General features: G+C 57.0%; 19 protein-coding genes. 14 read left to right on the top strand and 5 right to left on the bottom strand.

Annotation, left to right across the window (positions count from 1 at the left end):
* Positions 1-32: 32 nt before the first annotated feature.
* Both WHJ28_RS15500 and WHJ28_RS15505 read left to right on the top strand, forming a co-directional pair.
* A complete protein-coding gene (locus tag WHJ28_RS15500) occupies positions 33-1001 on the top strand; it encodes a hypothetical protein (protein WP_340042957.1) in 969 nt (322 codons plus the stop codon).
* Between the two features lie 176 nt (positions 1002-1177).
* Positions 1178-1813 carry a helix-turn-helix domain-containing protein gene (locus WHJ28_RS15505; protein ID WP_340042958.1) on the top strand — a complete coding sequence of 212 codons (636 nt, stop codon included), beginning with the start codon at positions 1178-1180 and terminating at the stop codon, positions 1811-1813.
* Between the two features lie 536 nt (positions 1814-2349).
* Here WHJ28_RS15505 and WHJ28_RS15510 read toward each other — a convergent pair.
* Both WHJ28_RS15510 and WHJ28_RS15515 read right to left on the bottom strand, forming a co-directional pair.
* Complete coding sequence (locus WHJ28_RS15510) at positions 2350-3261, bottom strand: DNA gyrase inhibitor YacG (protein WP_340042959.1); 912 nt, start codon at positions 3259-3261, stop codon at positions 2350-2352.
* A gap of 31 nt (positions 3262-3292) precedes the next feature.
* Positions 3293-4138, bottom strand: coding sequence for a sigma-70 family RNA polymerase sigma factor (locus WHJ28_RS15515; RefSeq protein ID WP_340042960.1), 846 nt, complete (start codon positions 4136-4138; stop codon positions 3293-3295).
* Between the two features lie 215 nt (positions 4139-4353).
* On the opposite strand from WHJ28_RS15515, the gene WHJ28_RS15520 reads away from it, so the two are divergent.
* From WHJ28_RS15520 to WHJ28_RS15560, 9 genes are all read left to right on the top strand, one after another.
* Positions 4354-4974, top strand: coding sequence for a CHC2 zinc finger domain-containing protein (locus tag WHJ28_RS15520; protein ID WP_340042961.1), 621 nt, complete (start codon positions 4354-4356; stop codon positions 4972-4974).
* Positions 4952-6331, top strand: coding sequence for a DNA primase family protein (locus WHJ28_RS15525; RefSeq protein ID WP_340042962.1), 1380 nt, complete (start codon positions 4952-4954; stop codon positions 6329-6331). The genes WHJ28_RS15520 and WHJ28_RS15525 overlap by 23 nt, the downstream gene beginning before the upstream one ends.
* Positions 6332-6724: 393 nt before the next feature.
* Positions 6725-6943 carry an LLM class flavin-dependent oxidoreductase gene (locus WHJ28_RS15530; protein ID WP_340042963.1) on the top strand — a complete coding sequence of 73 codons (219 nt, stop codon included), beginning with the start codon at positions 6725-6727 and terminating at the stop codon, positions 6941-6943.
* Positions 6940-7920, top strand: coding sequence for a MobV family relaxase (mobV, locus tag WHJ28_RS15535; RefSeq protein WP_340042964.1), 981 nt, complete (start codon positions 6940-6942; stop codon positions 7918-7920). The genes WHJ28_RS15530 and mobV overlap by 4 nt, the downstream gene beginning before the upstream one ends.
* Positions 7910-8086: a hypothetical protein gene (locus WHJ28_RS15540; RefSeq protein ID WP_340042965.1), complete on the top strand. Its 177-nt coding sequence runs from the start codon at positions 7910-7912 to the stop codon at positions 8084-8086. Before mobV ends, WHJ28_RS15540 begins: the two co-directional genes overlap by 11 nt.
* 101 nt (positions 8087-8187) lie before the next feature.
* Positions 8188-9867: a recombinase family protein gene (locus tag WHJ28_RS15545; protein ID WP_340042966.1), complete on the top strand. Its 1680-nt coding sequence runs from the start codon at positions 8188-8190 to the stop codon at positions 9865-9867.
* 126 nt (positions 9868-9993) lie between these two features.
* Positions 9994-11358, top strand: a complete 1365-nt coding sequence (locus WHJ28_RS15550) for an MATE family efflux transporter (RefSeq protein WP_340042967.1) — start codon at positions 9994-9996, stop codon at positions 11356-11358.
* 174 nt (positions 11359-11532) lie between these two features.
* A complete protein-coding gene (rpsO, locus tag WHJ28_RS15555; RefSeq protein ID WP_087188508.1) occupies positions 11533-11799 on the top strand; it encodes a 30S ribosomal protein S15 in 267 nt (88 codons plus the stop codon).
* A gap of 357 nt (positions 11800-12156) precedes the next feature.
* Positions 12157-14307 carry a polyribonucleotide nucleotidyltransferase gene (locus tag WHJ28_RS15560; RefSeq protein ID WP_340042968.1) on the top strand — a complete coding sequence of 717 codons (2151 nt, stop codon included), beginning with the start codon at positions 12157-12159 and terminating at the stop codon, positions 14305-14307.
* 117 nt (positions 14308-14424) lie between these two features.
* On the opposite strand, the gene ftsH is transcribed toward WHJ28_RS15560, so the two are convergent.
* Positions 14425-16308, bottom strand: coding sequence for an ATP-dependent zinc metalloprotease FtsH (gene ftsH / locus WHJ28_RS15565; protein WP_340042969.1), 1884 nt, complete (start codon positions 16306-16308; stop codon positions 14425-14427).
* A 210-nt stretch (positions 16309-16518) separates the two neighbouring features.
* Between ftsH and WHJ28_RS15570 the strand changes: the two genes are divergently transcribed.
* Positions 16519-16995, top strand: a complete 477-nt coding sequence (locus tag WHJ28_RS15570; protein ID WP_340042970.1) for an SLOG family protein — start codon at positions 16519-16521, stop codon at positions 16993-16995.
* A gap of 60 nt (positions 16996-17055) precedes the next feature.
* Here WHJ28_RS15570 and WHJ28_RS15575 read toward each other — a convergent pair whose 3' ends face one another.
* Positions 17056-18426 (bottom strand): penicillin-binding transpeptidase domain-containing protein, encoded by a 1371-nt coding sequence (locus WHJ28_RS15575; protein ID WP_340042971.1) that lies wholly within the window; start codon positions 18424-18426, stop codon positions 17056-17058.
* Positions 18413-20203 carry an FtsW/RodA/SpoVE family cell cycle protein gene (locus WHJ28_RS15580; protein ID WP_340042972.1) on the bottom strand — a complete coding sequence of 597 codons (1791 nt, stop codon included), beginning with the start codon at positions 20201-20203 and terminating at the stop codon, positions 18413-18415. The genes WHJ28_RS15575 and WHJ28_RS15580 overlap by 14 nt, the downstream gene beginning before the upstream one ends.
* Before the next feature lie 209 nt (positions 20204-20412).
* On the opposite strand from WHJ28_RS15580, the gene yedF reads away from it, so the two are divergent.
* Positions 20413-21012 carry a sulfurtransferase-like selenium metabolism protein YedF gene (gene yedF / locus WHJ28_RS15585; RefSeq protein ID WP_340042973.1) on the top strand — a complete coding sequence of 200 codons (600 nt, stop codon included), beginning with the start codon at positions 20413-20415 and terminating at the stop codon, positions 21010-21012.
* Complete coding sequence (locus WHJ28_RS15590; protein WP_340042974.1) at positions 21012-21269, top strand: putative Se/S carrier protein; 258 nt, start codon at positions 21012-21014, stop codon at positions 21267-21269. Before yedF ends, WHJ28_RS15590 begins: the two co-directional genes overlap by 1 nt.
* Positions 21270-21487: the final 218 nt, after the last annotated feature.

The following is a 21487-nucleotide window of genomic DNA, read 5'->3' on the forward strand; positions in this document are numbered from 1 at the left end:
TCTATTGATATGTGGAATAGGAGATGAGCTGTTTGAGCGGTTTTTCTATTGATGTGAGCGAATTCACCTGGATTTGCGGACCAGAAGATGACCCAGAAGATCTTTGCCTTCATGGCCATGTTACCGTGCAGATTTGCAATGCCAGGATGGAGTATGATGGAACCGTCAGCGCAACTGCACTTTATCTGCTGAAAACCTTGACTGAAGATAAGGTCATGTCAGAACACGATATTCAGATGGTTCCGTGCTGCGGTCATTTTTTAATTGCAAATAAGGATTTGTCACAGGTTACGATTTCAGGATGTGACAATGGGTTGGACTGGTCTGTCGTCCACGAAAATGGCGGAGTTCGGCTGATTCTCCCATCTGGTGAATCAGAATTGGTGTCCCTGCGTGACTATCAAGCAGAAGTGCTCCGCTTCGCAGACAAAGTAGAGAGCTACTATCAGTCCTGCAAACCGAAGAAGATTCCGGATGATGAATTCTCTAAAAATGGCTACATAGCATTCTGGAATGAGTGGAAATGGCGCTATACAGAAGCTGTCCATGGGGGCGGACATGAAAGAGATTTTGAGGAACGGCAGAATTTGGTTGAGTCTCTGACAGAATCAATCCAGAGACTTAGGCCTGCGTCTTTTACCCCGGAAAACATCGCCGAACATTGGTCGTTGGAGCTTGACAGAACGGAAAAGGGTAACAGCAAGTGGATAGCTTATATGTCCGACGCCCTAAAAACTGCACGGACTTTTGAAATCCACTGCTGGAATGAAGAAGCAGAGTGTATTGATCTGGCGCTTCGATATGGGAAACAGAAAGACACCGATTGGCGGTATGGAAAAATCATTGCCGGAAAAGTGACGCCAGATTTTACTGCATTTTTGCTTGGTCTGCCCAAGCCCACAGATACTGAGGTCTACAACAAAATGACGCCGTTTTTCACCATTGCGCTGGATAACGGATTTTGGTCTGCCCATTATGGAACAGAGCTGTCAAAAGAATAGTAGGGTCGATTATCCAGGCCCGTAGACACAGAGCCATACAGCATAAACAGGAAGCGGCGGTTTGGCTTAAAGTACTAAATTGCCGCTGTTTTTAGATTGCAACCACCAGTTGACATATAGTTGGTCGACTGCAACTGGAATTTTGAGTACAATACAGGTACAAGGAGGTGTTATATATGACTTTGGGTGAAAATATTAAAAACAGACGAGAGGAATTAAAGCTGTCGCAAGAATATGTAGCCGAACAGCTTGGTGTCAGCAGACAGGCTGTATCCAAGTGGGAAACAGGCCAGTCAGAGCCGACAGCGAGTAATCTTATCCAGTTGGCAGAAGTATTTGACATCAATCTCTCTGAACTTGTTGATCCCCATAAGAATGTCGAGGACGGATTGACCGCCGAAAAGGGGCGGGACCGGAAAAAGCCAAACCTTATTTTACGGGCAAACCTCATAAAAATTGCAATTATCGCACAGGTGGCGTTTATGTTCAACTGCACATCGGTAGTTTACCAGCTTCGTCATCCTGACTATCCGAACAAAGAACTTTATTATGGGGCGCTTATCTTTTCGCTTATCATGCTGCTACTCAGTTCCATATGGATGGCAACAAACCACCGCTATGAAGCGGATAAAATCCAGCGCCGTAAAAATGCAAATATCGAGTTGGGCTACTGCTGCATTCAACTTTTAGTTGGCTTGTTGACAATACGTTTTGGGATGGGACTTGTGGGTGCGCTCATTATGATGGTGATTTGCAGTGTCTATATCCTGTACATCAACCCCAAGTTTATGTCCCGTAAGCTGACAAAGTGAAATAAAGTAGAAGCCCAATGAGCGTCTGTATATTTGTAGTGGCAGACTGTCCCTGCAATATCACATTTTGTTTTATAGAAATTTATGCTATGGCGAACAAAAACCCCTCAGAATTCACCCTTTTATAGGGTGAATTCTGAGAGGTTTTTGTGTTTTCGGAGATTGTGAAATATACAAGGCGGAGCAGGCTTGTATAAACACAGGCGACGAAAACAAGGGGTATCCAAAGGGGATCTCCCCTTTGGCTCTGGGTTTCCAATAGGGGCGAGCAGCACCCCTGTTGGCACACGACTTTGCTGGCAAAGTATAGTGTGTTATACCTTTGCTTCCGACTGACGCTGCAAAGGGATTGGCTGCGGTATCTGCTATGTGGGCAGATAGCGGTTGACAAGCACTTTTCGGCGGCAGTAGGACAGGCGGATTTTGTACGGTCACGGACGAAATCAGGATTTGCTCACAGGGCAAAATCCGCCTGGCCGGAAAAGGAAGCAGAGGTATATAAAAGCTCTCGTCCCAGCGCAGCGGCAGAGTCCTCGTCAGTCCGTTTCCCCCTTGGATTTCTCACGGTTCTTATAGACATTATATTGGTTCTTGCACCGTGGGCTGCAAAAGGCGGCGTTGGACCGGCTGCCCAAAAACACCTTCTGGCAATGTTTGCACAGGCGCAGGGGCTGCTCATCGTCCACCAGCATGAAGCTGAACATCATCTGGATACCCAGCAGCAGGGAGTGAAAATCCCAGTAGATGGTGGGCTTATCCAGTAGTTCGATGTGGTAGCTGGGGGCGATCCCGCCGAATACAGCCATGGCTTTGCGGTACAGCCCCCGGGTGTCCTCATCAATGGAGTCGTAGTCATTGTAGTACAAGATGGATGTGGTCAGGGTGAACGCCCAATCCTTGAACTGCTGGGTGACCCAGTCGTAAGGCTCTGCATATGCCCGCTGGAAGCTCATATTCTTGGCCATCGGCTCGTCCATGAAGGTCATGGTCAGGGCAATCATACTCCGGTCGCCGGACACATTCCATGTGGATTCAATGCCCTTCTTCACCACATCCAGCTGGTCGAAGGGGTAAAAGAGGGACAGATATTGGTCTGTTGCCATGGATTCTTCCTTGATGAAGTGGTTTTTCGGCAGGTACACCGCCTCGTACTCCATAAAGGTCGGCGTGGTGGGCAAGGCGGTCATCAGCCCCAGCAGGCCGTACCGGGTGACAAATTCCAGTACTGCCTTTTCCACTTCTGCTTCCGGCTTGCGCCCCATCAGCAGCATCCCCACATTCAGCGCATCCAGCACAATGTCGGGGGCTTCTTTCAAAGGATTGTAGACATCCGGCTTTGCGTTTTTGCCGGGGGTGATGTACCGCTTGCCGTCCCCGGCTGTTTTCATCTCGTAATGGTCGTACCGCACCCAATGGGAACGGGACTGCTCAAATAAATTTTTCATCATACACGCCCTCTCTGTTCCATCGTCCCTGTCATCAGGGGCGGTTTTTCTTTTTTCTGCGCTTGGTCTTGTTCTCCCGCCGGATCACGGCATCCTTGCCCTGTTTCTTTGCGATTTTTGAGTATTCCTCTAAAAACCGACGCTCCCGCAAGGTTAGGCCGTTTTCCGGCTTGCTGCACAGATGGTCATACATCTGGCGCTGCAATTTTTTATGGATGGTTTTCCGCAGCTTGCGGATGTTGCGGTCAGACTGCCCACGAATGGCGGCAAGACGGGCGGTGCTGTACAGCCGCAAAGAGAGAAAATACAGGACTTCCTTGTGTTCCTCGCTGAGATTTTCGATCATGCCGGAGATAAAAGGGTCGGCACTCAGCTGGTGCATCTCATAGGGGCAGTCAAATAGGACGTCCAAAAAATTCCCGGCCATCAGCTGCCGGTATGCAGGGGTGTTCATCCATCGGGGGATGAGCTTTGGCTCCGGCACCGCCTGATATTCCAGCGGCACATCCCCACGGAGGTTTTCGTGGTCCCGCTCCCGGCGCTCCCGGTTCCGGTCCAGCTTGTCCCATTCGTCCACGACCACCCGGAAATCGCTTTCGGTGCGGGCCGCTTCCTCCAGCCGACGCATGGCTTCCGCCCGGATCTCCCGTTTCAGTCGCTTTTCGCTGACCGGAGCCGCTTCTTCTTCCTCAGTCTCCAGCTCGGCATCATAATCAACGGGATGCTCGTCCTGCTCCAGCTCGCTTTCCAGCTCTGCCAGGCGTTCTTCCGCAAGGGCCTGTTCCAGCGTTTCCCCCGCCGATCCGGCGGCTACGTCCTCATCCCATTCGGTGAAGCCATCTTCGGTATCCAGAAGCTCGTCATCTGTGAGATACGTCATGACTCCACCCCCTTCAAAATTTTTTTATGATTTTTCAAAAAATGGTTCCGTTTTACACCCGGGATTTCTCCTATTAGTGAAAGGATAATCTGAAAGCAGATTACTTTTTTCGGAACTGTACCAACATTATACAACAGCTGCGCCGGAAGCGCAAGAAAGAGAGGCTCTATGGAAAAAACGGCATCCGATCATTTTTCAGAGGGGAGGGAGCGAAAATGACGCTATTTGAACTGGTGAAGCAAACGATTCTGGTGCGAGATGCAGCGGAACATTACGGCTTGCAGGTCAACCGCAGTGGGATGTGCCGCTGCCCATTCCACGATGACCGGCACCCCAGCATGAAGCTGAATGAAAAGTATTTTTACTGCTTCGGCTGCGGGGCCACCGGCGATGTGATCGACCTTGTGGCAAGGCTCTTTGGTTTGAGCAGCTTCGAGGCGGCACAAAAGCTGGCACAGGATTTCGGGATTGACCCGGATAACCCCCCGGCGGCCATTGCTCTACCCAAGCCGAAACGTTCCCTGCTGTCGGCATACCGGCAGGAGGAAGGTCGCTGTCTGCGGGTGCTATGCGATTATCTGCATCTTTTAGAACGCTGGATGGTGCAGTACGCACCCAAGACACCCGAAGATGCTTTGGATGACCGGTTTGTGGAAGCCTGTCAGATGCTGGACTATGTGGAGTATCTGGCAGATTTGCTCATTGCCGCCGAACTGGAACAGCGGGTAAGAATCGTAGAAATGTTGAACAAGGATGGCCTGATCACCAGTTTGGAGGACCGGTTAAAGAGATTGGAAAAGGAGGAAGTCACCCATGAAGAAAAACAAGCAGCCTGACGGGATGCCCGTCTGGTTCGATGGAAAAAACATCAACGAAGCCCTGTTTTGTGAGGAGTTCTTGCAGACGCACAAGATTCTCTTCACAAACGGGGCTTTTTTCACGCCTGAAGGCCGTGTGACCGATGAGCTACCCCTGCGGGGAGAGATTTTTGAGGAGCTGAAATGCTGTGCGGTCAGCAATATTCCCCGTAAAATCAGCAACATCGTGGAACTGATGAAGCTGGCGGCGCTGGCAGAGGATTTTCCTCCGGAGGCGGACCGGATTCATCTCTCCAACGGGACGCTTTTTCTGGACGGGAGGTTTGTGGAGGGAAAACCTGAAATCGTCCGCAACCGGTTCCCTGTGGCCTACAATCCCAGGGCATCCAAACCCGTTCTCTGGCTGAAATTTCTGGATGGTCTGCTCTACCCGGAGGACACCCCCACCTTGCAGGAATATATCGGCTACTGCCTGATTCCCAGCAACAAGGGTCAGCGGATGATGGTCATCAAGGGCAACGGCGGTGAGGGCAAGAGTCAGATCGGGGCTGTGCTGGGAGCTTTGTTCGGCTCCAACATGAAGGACGGCAGCATTGGGAAAATATCGGAGAACCGATTTGCCCGTGCGGACCTGGAGCATATCCTCCTGTGTGTGGACGACGATATGCGGATGGAGGCCCTGCGCCAGACCAACTATGTCAAGTCCATCGTCACCGCCCAGGGCAAGATGGATTTGGAACGCAAGGGCAAGCAAAGCTATCAGGGATGGATGTGCGCCCGGCTGCTGGCCTTCTCCAACGGCGATTTGCAGGCACTGTTTGACCGGAGCGACAGCTTTTACCGCCGCCAGTTGGTGCTGACCACCAGGGACAAGCCTGCCGGACGTGTGGATGATCCTGACCTGGCCGAGAAGATGAAAGCCGAGGTGGAGGGCATTCTGCTGTGGGCTTTTGAGGGATTGCAGCGGCTGGCCGCCAACAACTTCAAATTCACCGAAAGTGACCGCACCAGAGAAAACCGGGAAGCAGTCAAACGGGACAACAACAATGTGTATGACTTTTTGGATTCTGACGGATATGTTCGCCTGAAAGCCAATCTGTCCGCCAGTTCCAAAGAGCTGTATGAGGCGTACCAGATTTACTGCACCGAAAATAATCTGCCCGCTCTGAAACCCCGCAGCTTCAGCGAAGCCCTGATCGACTGCCAGAGCCGCTATAATCTGGAATACTGCAACAATGTGACCAATGCTGCCGGACGGCGGGTGCGTGGCTTTCTGGGAATCGAGGTATTGGTGAGAAATCATATATCAGTGTTTTCTGGTGATTCGATGCGTACGTACGTACCGGAAGATGTGCCGGAGGAATGGCGGCGCTGAACCGTGTACGTACGTACACTTTGATTGACCGTTGTTCTCCCTTTTATAGCAATTCGACGGCTATACCAGTCAGAATCACCGGTCAAATCCCCATGTTAAATCAAGGCAAGTGGGAATCGCAAAGTAATTGACGGTTGGAAGGAATCATTTTGCGAAACCGTGCTTCTCGCCCCGGTGAACCGGGTGCTTGGAATCATGGGAAAATACACGGTTTCAAGCCAAGTCACACGGAACGGAAAGGTCGGAAAGTGCGACCTATGAATAGGACATCACACCAGCAATTCTGAACGGATTCAGTGACAGTAGAATTTTTCATGAAACAGCGAAGCGGTTATGCCAGAGGGCGTACCGGCTTCGTTTTCTTATTAAGTAAATTTAGGAGGATTTTTGATTATGACGGTACGCAACGAGATTAAGGCGCAGATCGTCCGGGCGGGATACACCATGCAAGAGGTAGTTGACCTGCTCCATGAAGAATACGACTGGTCGGACTGTGTTTCCAACCTGTCGGCCAAGCTCCAGCGGGAATCTATTCGCTACAAGGAGGTCGTGGAGCTGGCCGACGTGCTGGGCTATGACCTGATCTGGCAGAAACGGAGGGACAGAGTATGAGCAAGCCGCAGTATGCCATTCTCCGCTTTGCCAAGTACAAAGGGCCAGAGATCGGGAACATTGAAGCCCACAACGAGCGCACCAAAGAGAAATACGCCAGCAATCCCGATGTGGACATCAGCAGGAGCAAGTATAATTTCCATCTGATCGAGCCGCAGCGGAAATATCGAGCAGAGGCGGAACGCCAAATCAAAGAAGCTGGCTGCCGCACCAGGTCGGACAGCGTCCGGTTGGTAGAAGCCCTCGTGACCGCTTCGCCGGAGTTCTTTCAGAAAATGAAGAAATCCGAGATCAAAGCCTATTTTCAAGAGGCGCTGGCCTTTATTCAGCAAAACCAAGCCCCCAAAACGATTGTATCCGCTGTGGTGCATATGGACGAGAAAACGCCTCATATGCACCTTTGTTTTGTCCCGTTGACTGCGGATGGCAGGCTCTGCGCCAAGGAAATCCTGGGCAACAAGAAAAAGCTGTCCCAGTGGCAGGACAAGTTCTGGGAACACATGGTGCGGAAATATCCCGACCTGGAGCGTGGCCAAAACGCCAGTCAAACCGGCCGTGACCATATCCCGCCCAGAGTGTTTAAGGAAATGACCCGACTGACCAAGCAGAAAGCCAAGCTGGAGGAACTCCTGGCTGGGATCGGGGCGTTTAATGCTAAAAGCAGAGCTGCTGAGATTACAGCTCTGCTGGATCAGTATATCCCGGCTGTGGAGAAGATGCACAGCAACATGAAGAAGTATCAGGCGGCATTCACAGAAACCACCGTCGAAAACAAAAAGCTGAAACAGAAAAATGAACAGCTGGAGCAGTCTTTGGAGAAAGCGACCCAGCAAAGCACCTTGAAACAGCTGGCCGATGCCAAGTTGCGGCGGGACTATGCAGACGCTGTGGCGGTTCTGGATCGAATTCCTAAAGAGGTACTCGCAGAGTACATGCACAGCCCGGATAAATGGAGGACAAATGCCTATGAAAGATGAGTGGAACGGCTTCGCCGTTTTACTGGCAAATCTGATTGAAAAATATGCTGTGGAATTGGACATTGACTCTATGCCTGATCCGATTTTTGCCAACAGAGAAAAAGAAAAATGCGATGCAGATGAAAATGCACACGAGAAATACATTGAAGATTCAAAAGCAGCGTGATATAATAATCGTGAGTTAAGTGTCCAAACTTTTTCTGGAGAGCGATACGCTTTCCAGAAAATACATAAGGTTTTACAAACCAATATGAATGAGGAAATGAGATGGCAAAAGAAAAGATAAAAGTTTATACCTATACCAGAGTATCTACCGCCATGCAGATTGACGGCTATTCGCTGGACGCCCAAAAAGCCCGCATGAAATCCTTTGCTGAATTCAATGAGTATGAGATTGCCCACGAATACGAGGATGCCGGGAAGTCTGGTAAATCCATTGAAGGCAGAATCCAGTTCAACCAGATGATGGAGGACATCAAAAGCGGCAAGGATGGCGTCTCCTATGTGCTGGTATTCAAGCTCTCCCGTTTCGGGAGAAATGCTGCGGATGTGCTTTCCACCTTACAGGTCATGCAGGATTTTGGTGTGAATCTGATCTGCGTGGAGGATGGTATCGACAGCTCCAAAGATGCTGGAAAATTGATGATCTCCGTTTTGTCGGCGGTGGCGGAGATTGAGCGTGAAAATATTCGTGTCCAAACCATGGAAGGCCGCATCCAAAAGGCCAGAGAGGGCAAGTGGAACGGCGGATTTGCGCCGTATGGCTACAAGCTGGAAAATGGAATGCTTCTGATTAACGAGGAAGAGGCGGTTGCCATCCGCACCATTTTTGATCAATATGTTCATACAAATATGGGTGCAACTGGAGTGGCAAAATATCTGGAGCAACACGGCATTCACAAAATTCAGCGTCAAAACGGGAAAAATCCCCTGTTTGATGCCTCCCTTATCCGCAGAATTCTGAAAAACCCAGTCTATTGCGGGAAGATTTCCTATGGCAGGCGTAAAACGGAAAAGGTGCATGGAACCAGAAACGAGTACCGCTTGGTGGAACAGGAAAACTATCTGCTGGTGGATGGGCTGCATGAGGGTATCGTATCTGAGGATCTCTGGCATGAAGCGCAGGTAAAGCTCCTGGCACAGGCAAAAAAGTATGAGCGTGTCAACCCTGGTAAGGACACAAAGGTTCATCTTCTTTCCGGCATCCTGAAATGCCCTGTTTGTGGTGCCGGCATGTACGGAAACAAAAGTGTCAAGTACAAGTCAGATGGTACAAAGTATAAGGATTTCTTTTATTATGGCTGCAAACACCGCAGTATGACCCGTGGTCATAAATGCGACTATAGCAAGCAGGTCAATGAGGAATTGTTGGACAGCGCAGTTGCAGAAGTCATCGTGAAATTGGTCAGCAATCCGAGGTTTGCTGGCATCATGCAGAAAAAAATCAATATGAAAGTTGATACCGCTGCTATCGAGCAGGAAATTGCCAACTACGAAAAGCAACTGAGGCAGAACTATTCGATAAAGGCAAGGCTGATGGAAGAAATAGATTCTCTCGATCCGGACGACAGGCATTACCTTAAGCGTAAAACAGACCTTGATGATCGCCTTTACAAGATGTATGATAAAATCGAAGATACGGAGAACTTGTTGATTGCGGCCAGAGCAAAGAAAATGGCGATTGAAGCTGAGAAGCTGACCGGCGACAATATCTACAAGGTGCTGATTTATTTTGATAAGCTGTACGCCAGGATGGACGAGCAGGAGCGGCGGCAGCTTATGGAGGCACTGATCTCTGAGGTTCAGATTTTCGAGGAACGTCAGCCCAATGGACAATGGCTGAAATCCATTAAGTTCAAGCTGCCCATTATTGAAGAAAACATGAGTCTGAGTTTGGACAATGATTCACATGTCGAGACCGCCGCCCGGCTCATCCGGGAGGTATAACAAAAGTTCCTCTGAGCAAGGGGGGCGGCGCCTGCCGCCCTCTTGCCTTTTGTCTCTAAACCGTGTACAATCCTCTTGCGGCTCTGGCCGCATTCGTTTACTTTTTATGTTTTGGAGGGATCTGTCATGCGTCTGGCCCGACCGGTGGGCGATATTACCCAGGGCTCTATCTGGAGGCAGCTTCTGGCGCTCTTCTTTCCCCTGTGGTTCGGCACCTTCTTCCAACAGCTGTACAACACGGTGGACACGGTGGTGGTGGGCCGGTTTGTGGGCAAGGTTGCCCTGGCCGCCGTGGGCTCCACCGGCGTCATCGTCAACCTGACGGTGGGCATCTTCACCGGTCTGGCCGCCGGAGCGGTGGTGGTCATCGCCCAGCGCTACGGTGCACGGATGGGGGAGGAGGTCCACAAGAGCGTCCACACCGCCATGCTGTTGTCGGTCATCATCGGCGCCGTCTTTATGGTGGTGGGCTTTGTGCTGACGCCCTGGGCCCTGCGGGCTATGGACACCACCGCCGACGCCCTGCCCGGGGCCATCCTGTACCAGAGAATTTATTTCCTGGGCATGATCCCCAATGTGATCTATAACATGGGCACCGGCGTGCTCCGGGCGGTGGGCGACTCCAAACGCCCCCTGTACTTCCTCATTGCCGCATCCCTGTGCAACATCGTACTGGACATCCTGCTGGTGGTGGTCATCCCCCTGGAGGTGCTGGGTGTGGCCATTGCCACCGTGGCTTCCCAGGCGCTGTCGGCGGTGCTGGTGGTCATCTCCCTCATGCGCTCCCAGGGCGCGCCCTTCCAGCTCTTCCCCACCGAGCTCAAACTCCACCGGCGGCCCATGTCCGCCATGATGAAGGTAGGTGTGCCCACCGCCCTCCAGTCGGTGATGTACTCCGCCTCCAACATCGTCATTCAATCCTTCATCAACTCTTTTGATACCGACGCGGTGGCCGCCTGGACGGCCTACGGCAAGATGGACATCCTGTTCTGGATGACCATTACCGCTCTGTCCCAGGCCCTTACCACCTTTGCCGGGCAGAATTACGGGGCGGGCAAATACGACCGGCTGAAAAAGAGCGTGAAGATCTCGGTGGGCATGAGCGCCATCATCACCATTGCCATGAGCGCTCTGCTGGTGCTGCTGGCCAGGCCCATCCTGTCCATCTTTACCCCAGATCCCGACGTGCTGGAGATCGGCGTGGAGATGGTGCTCTTTCTGACCCCCTGCTACATTACCTATATTCTGGTGGAACTGCTGCCCGGCGCCATCCGGGGCGCGGGCAAATCTCTGGTGCCCATGCTCATCTCGGTCTTCGGCGTGTGCGGCCTGCGTCTGGTATGGCTCTTCCTGGTGGTGCCCCGATATCATACCATCGTCATGGTGGAGGCCAGCTACCCCATCACCTGGCTCACCACCTCGGTGGCCCTGCTGATCTACTACAAATTCGGCAAGTGGCTGAAGGAACCGGAGGCTGCTTTACACCCCTGAAAAAAGCAAAAAAAGACCCCAAATTTTCCGAATGAATCCTTTACAATGGGGCCAGACTATGATAAAATACCTAGGTCTGTGAACAGACGGTATTTACCCCGGACTTCGTCTCCCGGCTTACACCGGCCGGTCACGCAGCCCGCGGGCACATTTTTTGAAAGGTGGAACCTAACCATGATCCGTAAGGACGAAAAAACTGCTGTTATCGAAGCCAACCGCACTCATCCCACTGACACCGGCTCTCCCGAGGTGCAGATCGCCATTCTGACCGCCCGCATCCAGGAGCTGACCGAGCACCTGAAGATCCACAAGCACGACAACCACAGCCGCCGCGGCCTGCTGAAGATGGTCGGTAAGCGCCGCAAGATGCTGGACTACCTGATGGCCAAGGACATCGAGCGCTATCGTGCCATCATTGCCAAGCTGGGCATCCGTAAGTAAGAACCAAGCGTGGAGCGCCCGTGAGCAGGGCAACAGCGAAACACGCAGACCGAAAAACAGGTCGGGCGAAGCCCGGCGGCATTTTCGGCGGAGTGTTGAGCAGTTGGCCGTCGCGGAGGGCGCGCAGCGTGATGGAAGCGTGACACCAAGCGCGGAGCACCCGGAAACGAGGCGCGCAGCGTGACAACAACGAAACAGGGGTGGCGCGGACCTCCGTGCCACCCCTTCTTCCCACTCCTCAGAGCGTACTTTTAGCAGTTGAATCTGGGCCTGACGGCCTGCGGACCCGGATTCAAGTGCTAAAAGAGTCAGGCTCTGGCGGGTGGGGAAACACCAATGAAAAGGAGGATTTTCCCCATGTCAACCGTGATCAAGCACAAGGAATTCACCAACCGTCATGTGTACAAGACTGAGGTGGCGGGCCGTCCCCTGACCATCGAGGTGGGCAAGGTGGCCGAGCTGGCCGCTGCCTCCGCCATGGTGACCTACGGCGAGACCACCGTTATGGTGGCTGTTACTGTGTCCCCCCGTCCCCGGGACGGCGTGGACTTCTTCCCTCTGAGCGTGGACTTTGAGGAGAAGCTGTACGCTGTGGGCCGCATCCCCGGATCCTTCATGCGCCGTGAGGGTCAGCCCTCGCTGCCCGCCGTGCTGGCCAGCCGTGTCATCGACCGGTCCATCCGGCCCCTGTTCCCCTACGACTTCCGCAACGACGTGGTGGTCACCGCCACCGTCATGAGCGTGGACCGGGACTGCTCTCCCGAGGTCACCGCCATGATCGGCGTGTCCGCCTGCCTGGCCTTCTCCCCCATTCCCTGGGCCGGCCCCATCGGCTGCCTGGAGGTGGGCTATGTGGACGGCCAGATCGTCTTCAACCCCACTAATGAGCAGAAGCACGCTTCCCAGCTGGATCTGACCGTGGCCGCCACCGACAAGAAGGTCATCATGATCGAGGCCGGCGCCAAGGAGCTGCCCGACGACATTATGTATGACGCCATCATCAAGGCCCACGAGGAGATCCGCGCCCAGGTGGCCTTCATCAACCAGATCGTGGCCGAGATCGGCAAGGAGAAGATGACCTACGATCACGCCGACTTCGATCAGGAGCTGTTTGACAAGATCGTGGAGGCCACCATGGACGAGGCCAAGGCCGCCATGGACACCGACGACAAGAACATCCGTGAGGAGCGCTGGAACGCCCTCATCGAGCATTGGCATGAGCTCTTCCTGGAGGACTATCCCGAGATGGACAAGTACCTGGAGGAGATCACCTACAAGTTCCAGAAGAAGATCGTCAAGGCCTGGCTGCTGGAAGGCCACCGTGTGGACGGCCGCGCCAAGAACGAGATCCGTCCCCTGGCCGCCGAGGTGGGCGTGCTGCCCCGCGTCCACGGCTCCGGCCTGTTCACCCGCGGTCAGACCCAGGTCCTGTCCGTGTGTACCCTGAACACCCTCTCCGCCGCCCAGAAGCTGGACACCATCTGGGAGGAAGAGGAGAGACGGTATATGCACCACTACAACTTCCCCTCCTACTCCGTGGGCGAGGCCCGTGCCGCCCGCTCCACCAACCGGCGTGAGAAGGGCCACGGCGCTCTGGCCGAGCGGGCTCTGGAGCCCGTCATTCCCCCTGTGGAGGAGTTCCCCTACGCCATCCGCGTGGTGTCCGAGGTCCTCTCTTCCAACGGCTCCACCTCTCAGGGCTCCATCTGCGGCTCCACTCTGGCCCTGATGGACGCCGGCGTGCCCATCTCCGCCCCCGTGGCCGGCATCTCCTGCGGCCTGATCCAGGACGACGACGGCGGCTTCACCACTTTCATCGACATCCAGGGCGTGGAGGACTTCCACGGCGAGATGGACTTCAAGGTGGCCGGCACCAAGGCCGGTATCACCGCCATCCAGATGGACATCAAGAACGACGGCCTGTCCCATGAGATCATCAAGGAAGCCCTGGAGATCACCAAGGACGCCCGTTACGCCATTCTGGACGAGATCATGCTGCCCTGCATCTCCAAGCCCCGTGAGGATGTGGCCGACACCGCTCCCAAGATGGTGAAGATGAAGATCGACGTGGACAAGATCCGCGAGGTCATCGGCTCCGGCGGCAAGGTGATCCAGAAGATCTGCGCCGACACCGGCGCCAAGATCGACATCGAGGACGACGGCACCATCTACATTGCCGGTACCGACAAGGCCTCCTGCGACGCCGCCAAGAAGACCATCGAGACCATCGTGTTCGTGCCCGAGGTGGGCCAGCTGTACTACGGCAAGGTGGTCCGCATCCTGCAGTTCGGCGCCTTCGTGGAGCTGGCTCCCGGCAAGGACGGCATGGTCCACATCTCCAAGCTGGCCGAGCGCCGGGTGGAGAAGGTGGAGGATGTGGTCAACATCGGCGATATGATCTGGGTCAAGGTCACCGATATCGACGAGAAGGGCCGTGTCAACCTGTCCTACCGCGATGCCCTCCGGGAGATCAAGGCCAAGAAAGAGGCCGGCGAGCCCATTAAGTAATTCCAGATAGCAAAAAATCCCCGCTGCCATTGGCAGCGGGGATTTTTTGTTTCCAAACGAGGCGTCAGGGATGCCGTATCCCATACGTAGGGGCCGATGCCCTCATCGGCCCGTCCGTTACTCCTGCTTCAGCAGGTCCATAAACTCCTCGCCGGTGATGGTCTCCTTCTCCAGCAGGTAGCCCGCCAGTTTCCGCAGCTGGTCCTCGTGGTTACGCAGCAGGGCCAGGGCCTTCTGGTGGGCCGCCTTCACGGTGGCAATCACCTGCCGGTCGATCTCGGCCGCCGTCTCGGCGGAGCAGGCCAGGGAGGTGTCGCCGCCCAGGTATTGGTTGCTCACCGTCTCCAGAGCCACCATGTCGAACTGCTCCGTCATGCCGAATCGGGTGATCATGGCCCGGGCCAGCTTGGTGGCCTGCTCAATGTCGTTGGAGGCGCCGGTGGTAATGTTGTCCGCGCCGAAGATCAGCTCCTCGGCGGCCCGGCCGCCGGTGAGGGTGGCGATCTTGTTCACCAGCTCCGCACGGCTCATGAGGTTGCGCTCCCCCTCGTCCACCTGCATGGTGTAGCCCAGAGCCCCCGAGGTGCGGGGGATGATGGTGATCTTGGTCACCGGGGCGGAGTGGGTCTGGAGGGCGGCCACCAGGGCGTGGCCCACCTCGTGGAAAGACACCAGCTGCTTCTCCTGGGGGGAGATGACGGCATTCTTCCGCTGGGCCCCGGCGATGACGGTCTCCACGCTCTCCTCCAGGTCGGCCTGGGTCACAGCCTTGCGGCCCTGCCGCACCGCCCGGAGGGCGGCCTCGTTGACGATGTTGGCCAGCTCCGCGCCGGAGGCGCCGGCGGTGGCCCGGGCAATGGCGCTCCAGTCCACGTCGGCGTCGATATGGACGTGTTTTCCGTGGACCTTCAGGATGGCCACACGGCCCTGGAGGTCGGGCAGCTCCACCCGCACCCGCCGGTCGAACCGGCCGGGCCGCATGAGGGCGGGGTCCAGACTCTCGGGGCGGTTGGTGGCGGCCAGCAGCACCACGCCCCGGCTGGAGTCGAAGCCGTCCATTTCGGCCAGCAGCTGGTTCAGGGTCTGCTCCCGCTCATCGTTGCCGCCATAGCCGCCGGTGTCACGCTTCTTGCCGATGGCGTCGATCTCGTCGATGAACACGATGCAGGGGGCCTTCTCCCCCGCCTGCTTGAACAGGTCCCGCACCTTGGCGGCGCCCATGCCCACGAACATCTCCACAAACTCCGAGCCGGAGATGGAGAAGAAGGGCACCTTGGCCTCTCCCGCCACCGCCTTGGCCAGCAGGGTCTTGCCGGTACCGGGAGGGCCCACCAGCAGCACGCCCTTGGGCAGCCTGGCGCCGATCTCGGCGTACTTGTCCGGCTCATGGAGGAAGTCCACCACCTCCATCAGGGCGTCCTTGGCCTCATCCTGGCCCGCCACATCGGCAAAGGACACGCCGGTGGAGGCCTCCTCCACATAGACCTTGGCGCCCGACTTGCCAAAGGTCATGGCATTGTTCATGCCGCCGGGCAGGTTGTTGCCCATCCGCTTCATCATAAAGCGGGAGATCAGCTGTCCAATGAGAATAAAGAAGAAAATGGGCAGGATCCAGCTGACCAGAAAGGCGAAAATGGGATTGGCCTGGGTGGGGATCTCGGCGCTGAACACGATATCGGGGTCCTCCCGCAGCTGGTTCAGCAGCCGCTGGCCGTCGTCCGGCCAGATGCCGGTTTTGTAATAGCTCAGCTTTCCGGCATCATCGGCGGCGGTAAAGACGATCTGCCGGCTGTCCTCATCCAGGGCCACTTCTTTTACCTGATCGTCGTCCACCATGGTGAGAAACTGGCTGTAGGGCACCTCGATCACCTGCCGCTCCAGCACCGAGGGGAAGAAGAAGGCGTTGAGGAGCATCAGGGCCACCAGGGCCAGGGCATAGTAGAAAATCAGCGGTTTTTTGGGTGGGCTGGGAGTCTTCCCGTCCTCTTTGACCTCTTGCATATTAAAATCCTCCAAAATACGAACAATATTTTCTGTACTAAATAAATAATAGAGTTTTGAGTCCTAAAGTCAAGAGGATTCCACAAGGTTTTACACATTATTCATATCCAGTGTGGAAAAGTTCAGGGCGCTGCCTGTTGGCAGCGCCCTGAATGCGACAAAATTCGACCGCTTCCCCGGCCTATACTGGGGAAAAAGGGGGGACTGGGTATGACCATACGGGAACAGACCTGCTGCTTCACCGGACACCGGGACATTCCGTCCACACAGCGGCAGGCGCTGGTGGAAAACCTGGAGGGGACGGTGCGGCAGCTCATCGCACGGGGCGTGCGGTACTTCGGCGCGGGAGGGGCTTTAGGGTTTGATACTCTTGCGGCTCAGACCGTGCTGGGTCTGGCGGGGGAGTTCCCTCACATCCGGCTCATTCTGGTGCTGCCCTGCCCCGACCAGACCAGAGGCTGGAGGGAGGCGGATGTGGCGGAGTATGAGCGTATCAAAGCCGCCGCCCACAAGGTGGTGTACACCGCCCAGCGGTACACGCCGGGATGTATGCACAAACGCAACCGCCATCTGGTGGATCACAGCACAGTATGCGTGGCCTACTGCACCCGGGATACCGGCGGCACCGCCTACACGGTCAACTACGCCCGGCAGCAGGGGCTGGAGGTGCGATTGTTGACCCCCTGACCTTCCCACCACAGGGGGGAAGGTGGCCCGCAGGGCCGGATGAGGGGGACTGGGCCGACCTCAATAGCCGTTGACCAGCGCGTCCAGCACCTGGGCGGCCACGGAACCGGCCACGTCAGCGCCCGAGCCGCCGTTCTCCACCAGCACCACAAAGGCGTAGGGAGCGTCCTCGTTGCGGAGGAAGCCGCTGAACCAGGCGTGAGGAGCCTTGCCGCCCCCCACCTCGGCGGTGCCGCTCTTGGCGCAGATGTCCATATTGGGGAACCGGCCGGAGCCGTAAGCGTCGATGACGTTGCGGGACATGATGTCCGCCAGGGTGGCGGCGGTGGAGGACTCAATGAGGGTGCCCGTCTTGCTGGTCCACTGGGGCAGAGCGGGCAGACCCAGGGGATTTTCCACCTTGAGGATGAGCCGGGGCACGGCGGCTTTGCCGCCGTTGGCGATGGCTCCCATGTAGGTCATAATGGCGCAGGGGTTGGCCAGGTCGTTGTACTGGCCCACACCGGCCCAGGCCAGCTGGCCGGTGGTGCCGGTGAAGTCAAACCGCCCGGCGGCGGAAGTGAGGCCGCTGACCTTATAGGAGGAGGTGAGCCCCGCCTTCTCGGTATAGCTCTGCATGACCTCCGGCCCCAGTTCGGCGGCCAGCTGGCCGAACACTCCGTTGCAGGAGTTGGCCAGGGCGTCATAGATGTCCATCTCTCCGTGGACCCGGGGGCAGGTGATAGCCTCGCCCCCCACCTCGGTGGAGCCGGTACAGGTCCATCTCCGGTCAAAGAGGTCGGGGATGTTTTCAATGGCGGCGGCTAGAGTCACCGTCTTGAATACCGAGCCCGGCGGGAAGGTGCCCGACAGGAACCGGTTGAGGTACACGCCGTCATAGGCAGGATTGTCCTCCACATCTGCCGGCGGGTCCAGAGGGTCGTAGGTGGGGGAGGACACCATGCACAAAATCTCCCCGGTCTTATAGTTGTACACCCCCACCGCCCCCTTGCGGCCTCCCAGGGCCTGGAGGGCGGTGTAGTTGAGCCGGGCGTCCAGGGTGAGGTACAGATCGTTGCCGTTGCCCAGGGGGGAGTAGGCCCCGGTGAACAGATTATAGCCGGAAAGCTGGCTTGCAAAGGCGGTGAGGGCGCCGGTACCGATCTTGCCCTGGGCGTCACCCACGGCGTGGAGGGTGGCCTTGCGAACGGTGGCGTTTTCGTAGTAGTGGCGTTTCCCCGCCTCGTCGGCCCAGCTGAGCACATCCCCGTCCCGGTCCAGCACCCGGCCCACCGAGAGCTGGCCCTGGCTGTTGTACAGGTGGCGGTTGGCGGCAAAGGAGGCCCAGCGGTTGCCGTAGAGCACATAGCGCACCACATAGAGGCCCAGCCCCAGAATCAGGGCGGCGGCCAGGATCAGGCAGAGGAAGGCCCGTTTTTCAATCTTCTTCATAGCGGCCCTCCCACTGCTCGCTGCGTTTCATGGACAGCTGAGCGTTCTGCCGGTCCTCCTTGCGAGAGGGCAGGCGGATGGCGAAGCTGGCGTTCTGACGGGTGTCGGTGGCCTTCAGGTAGGCCAGCAGGCCCCAGGAGGCGATCATGGCGGTGCCGCCGTTGGACACAAAGGGGAAGGTAACGCCGGTCAGGGGCAGGATGTCCACCGCGCCGAACACGTTGAGGCAGGTCTGGAACACCATCATGGAGGTGGCGGCGCAGGCGGCGATGATATAGAAGGAGGACCGGCCCGCCCGGCAGGCCCGGACGGCGAATACCGCCAGAGTGACGATGGACAGGATGGCCAGCACCCCGATGATGAGGCCCCACTCCTCGCACAGCATACCAAACACCAGATCGGTATCGCCCGCGCCCACCCTGTGGAGCCAGCCCTCGCCGGGGCCCACGCCCACCAGACCGCCGGAGGCGGCGGCCGACATGGTGCGGGTCTGCTGGTAGCCGCTGCCCACCGAGGCGTTCTCCCAGGCGTGTCCCCAGGTGGCAAACCGGCTCATGATGTAGGGCTTCACCGACAGCATGGTGAGGACCGCGAACACGCCGCCGCCGCAGATGAGGGCCAGGGTGGCCCAGTCGCCGGAGCGGAGATAGGCGATGACCAGGAAGGTGACAAAGAAGATGGCGGCGGTGCCGAAGTCGCTCATATAGGCCAGGCAGGCCAGGGACACGCCGGTAAGCACAATGAACAAGCCCAGGTTCCGCTTGCGGAAGAGCCGCTCCAGGGTGGCGGCCCCGGCAAAGATATAGCAGATCTTGGCGATCTCCGAGGGCTGTACGCTGATGCCGCCGATGGAGATCCAGTTGGCCGCGCCGTACTTGGGGTCGGCCAGACCCAGCTTGTAGAGCACCACCGTCAGGCTGAGAAAGCCGATGGCCGCACCCGCCATGAGCCAGCGGATCTTCTTGGCCCGGTCCAGGTCCCGGAGAAAGACGCCCAGAATGAGGAAGAGAAGGAGCCCCAGCACCACGCAGAGGAACTGCTTGAAGAGGGCCGCCGTGTTGGAGGAGCAGGTAACCGACAGGGACAGGGTGGACAGGAAGAAGGCGATGGTCTCCATCTCAAAGCCCACCCGCCGCATGGCCCGCAGCACCAGGAAGTAGAGCCACATGACCCCGGTAAAGCACAGGAAGGTGATGGGGATCATGGGGGAGGCGCCGGGGCCCTCGCTGATGATGAGCTGAATGGCGGTCAGCACCTGGAATACCGTCAGCAGCACCAGGCCCAGCCAGGGGGACACCGGGCGGGACCGGCGGCGGTTGCTGCGCCGCTTGGCCTTCTCCTCAGGGGAGAGGGGGAGGAGCACCGTCTCCACACCGCCCACCGCCACCACGTCGCCGTACTGAACGGGTGTGGCGTCATGGACCGGCTTGCCGTTGACGGTGACGCCGCCCTTGGAGTTTAAGTCGTAGGCGGTCCAGGTGTCGTCCTCGCTGCGGATGAGGGCGGCGTGCTGCCGGGATACCACCGGGTAGTTGAGCACCACGTCGCAGTTGTTCGCCCGGCCCAGAATGTTCTCCCAGTGGGTGAGGGGCTCGTTAGCCCCGTTGGGCAGAGTGAGGTAGGCCCACACCTCGGGCAGACAGGGCACCGTCAGCAGGGAGCGGATGGTGCGGATGAGGATGAGCAGGGCCAGCACGGGAAAGACAAAGCGCACAATGGAGGTAAACCAGGCGCACAACACCTCGTTTTCCGTCAGCCAGCCGGTGAGAAGCTCCATACCGCCCACCTCCTTTCGCGTTGGAAGATTTCAGGCCCGGCTATCCGCCGGGCCTTTACAGTATAGCACAACTTCTCCCGCCGAAAAAGCACAAGGGCCGTCTGGCGGTGGATTTTAAAGAATTTTTCACATTTTCCACCGGTTTTCCACCACTTGCGGCGGCGAACCTGGGGAGGTATAATGGGGAAAAACAATGGGAGGAACACACAATGGCATATCTTGTAGACGCCAAGGGCAAGCCCTGTCCTACCCCCGTGATCCTGGCCAAGGGGGCCATGGCTCAGGGGCATACCGCCTTTACCGTGCTGGTGGACAACCCTACCGCCGTGGAGAATTTGAAGAGGCTGGCAGACAACCAGGGCTTTGCCGTCCAGGTCCGGGAGGACGGAGGCACCTACGCTCTGGACTTTAGTAAGGGAGAGGGATGCTCCGTCTGTGAGGAGGCCGTCAACTCCCCCCTGCCCGCAGCCGGAGGGGACTGGGCGGTGTTCGTGGGCCGGAACATCATCGGCGACGGGGACCGGGAGCTGGGCGCCAACCTGATGCGGATGTTCTTTTACACTTTGGCCCAGGGGGAGGACAAGCCGGGCGCGGTGCTCTTCATGAACGCCGGCGTCAAGCTGCCCACCCTGGACGAGCAGGTGGCGGACCACCTGAAAGCCCTCAGCGAGAGCGGCACCGAGATCCTGGTGTGCGGCACCTGCCTCAACTTCTACGGCCTTACCGATCAGCTGAAGGTGGGCGCCGTCAGCAATATGTATGACATCGTCACCCGGATGCAGAAGGCGGCCAAGGTGATCTCCCTGTGATGGACTACGGCGTCATCACCTTTACCTCCACCTACGGGGCCATTTATGCCCAAAAAGTGCTGAAAGAGGTGGCTCTCGTTCTGGTGATGCCGGTGCTGCGGGAGATCTCCCTGGGCTGCGGCATCGCCGTCCGGTTTCAGCCCAACGACCTGGAGCCGGTGCGCGCCGCCCTGGCCGCCTCCACCCTGAAAGAGGGGGAGTACGCCTTCTACGCCGTCACCGGCAGCGGAAAGGATCTGAAGGCGGAGCCTCTGTAGGGGGCGGCCTCCCGGACGCCCCGCACCCGGACACAAACGGGCCGTCGGGGACGCCGGCCCCTACGGAACCTTCCCACAAGATAGGAAAGCAGCCCTCCGTGAACCGCTACCCGTCAAGAGGACAGTGAAAAAGTATAAAAATTCCCCGGCCAGCAGTTCATTTCTGCTGGCCACTTTTTATGCGGCGAGGCACAACTTATGCTTTTCCAATGGCGTCA

The sequence above is a fragment of the Flavonifractor porci genome (assembly GCF_037572415.1).
GTDB lineage: Bacteria > Bacillota > Clostridia > Oscillospirales > Oscillospiraceae > Flavonifractor > Flavonifractor porci.

Excerpts from the sequence above, each read along its gene's own strand:
- WHJ28_RS15505 (WP_340042958.1), top strand. The coding sequence starts at position 1,178 with ATGACTTTGGGTGAAAATATTAAAAACAGACGAGAGGAATTAAAGCTG.
- WHJ28_RS15510 (WP_340042959.1), bottom strand. The coding sequence starts at position 3,261 with ATGATGAAAAATTTATTTGAGCAGTCCCGTTCCCATTGGGTGCGGTAC.
- WHJ28_RS15515 (WP_340042960.1), bottom strand. The coding sequence starts at position 4,138 with ATGACGTATCTCACAGATGACGAGCTTCTGGATACCGAAGATGGCTTC.
- WHJ28_RS15520 (WP_340042961.1), top strand. The coding sequence starts at position 4,354 with ATGACGCTATTTGAACTGGTGAAGCAAACGATTCTGGTGCGAGATGCA.
- WHJ28_RS15525 (WP_340042962.1), top strand. The coding sequence starts at position 4,952 with ATGAAGAAAAACAAGCAGCCTGACGGGATGCCCGTCTGGTTCGATGGA.
- WHJ28_RS15530 (WP_340042963.1), top strand. The coding sequence starts at position 6,725 with ATGACGGTACGCAACGAGATTAAGGCGCAGATCGTCCGGGCGGGATAC.
- mobV (WP_340042964.1), top strand. The coding sequence starts at position 6,940 with ATGAGCAAGCCGCAGTATGCCATTCTCCGCTTTGCCAAGTACAAAGGG.
- WHJ28_RS15540 (WP_340042965.1), top strand. The coding sequence starts at position 7,910 with ATGAAAGATGAGTGGAACGGCTTCGCCGTTTTACTGGCAAATCTGATT.
- WHJ28_RS15545 (WP_340042966.1), top strand. The coding sequence starts at position 8,188 with ATGGCAAAAGAAAAGATAAAAGTTTATACCTATACCAGAGTATCTACC.
- WHJ28_RS15550 (WP_340042967.1), top strand. The coding sequence starts at position 9,994 with ATGCGTCTGGCCCGACCGGTGGGCGATATTACCCAGGGCTCTATCTGG.
- rpsO (WP_087188508.1), top strand. The coding sequence starts at position 11,533 with ATGATCCGTAAGGACGAAAAAACTGCTGTTATCGAAGCCAACCGCACT.
- WHJ28_RS15560 (WP_340042968.1), top strand. The coding sequence starts at position 12,157 with ATGTCAACCGTGATCAAGCACAAGGAATTCACCAACCGTCATGTGTAC.
- ftsH (WP_340042969.1), bottom strand. The coding sequence starts at position 16,308 with ATGCAAGAGGTCAAAGAGGACGGGAAGACTCCCAGCCCACCCAAAAAA.
- WHJ28_RS15570 (WP_340042970.1), top strand. The coding sequence starts at position 16,519 with ATGACCATACGGGAACAGACCTGCTGCTTCACCGGACACCGGGACATT.
- WHJ28_RS15575 (WP_340042971.1), bottom strand. The coding sequence starts at position 18,426 with ATGAAGAAGATTGAAAAACGGGCCTTCCTCTGCCTGATCCTGGCCGCC.
- WHJ28_RS15580 (WP_340042972.1), bottom strand. The coding sequence starts at position 20,203 with ATGGAGCTTCTCACCGGCTGGCTGACGGAAAACGAGGTGTTGTGCGCC.
- yedF (WP_340042973.1), top strand. The coding sequence starts at position 20,413 with ATGGCATATCTTGTAGACGCCAAGGGCAAGCCCTGTCCTACCCCCGTG.
- WHJ28_RS15590 (WP_340042974.1), top strand. The coding sequence starts at position 21,012 with ATGGACTACGGCGTCATCACCTTTACCTCCACCTACGGGGCCATTTAT.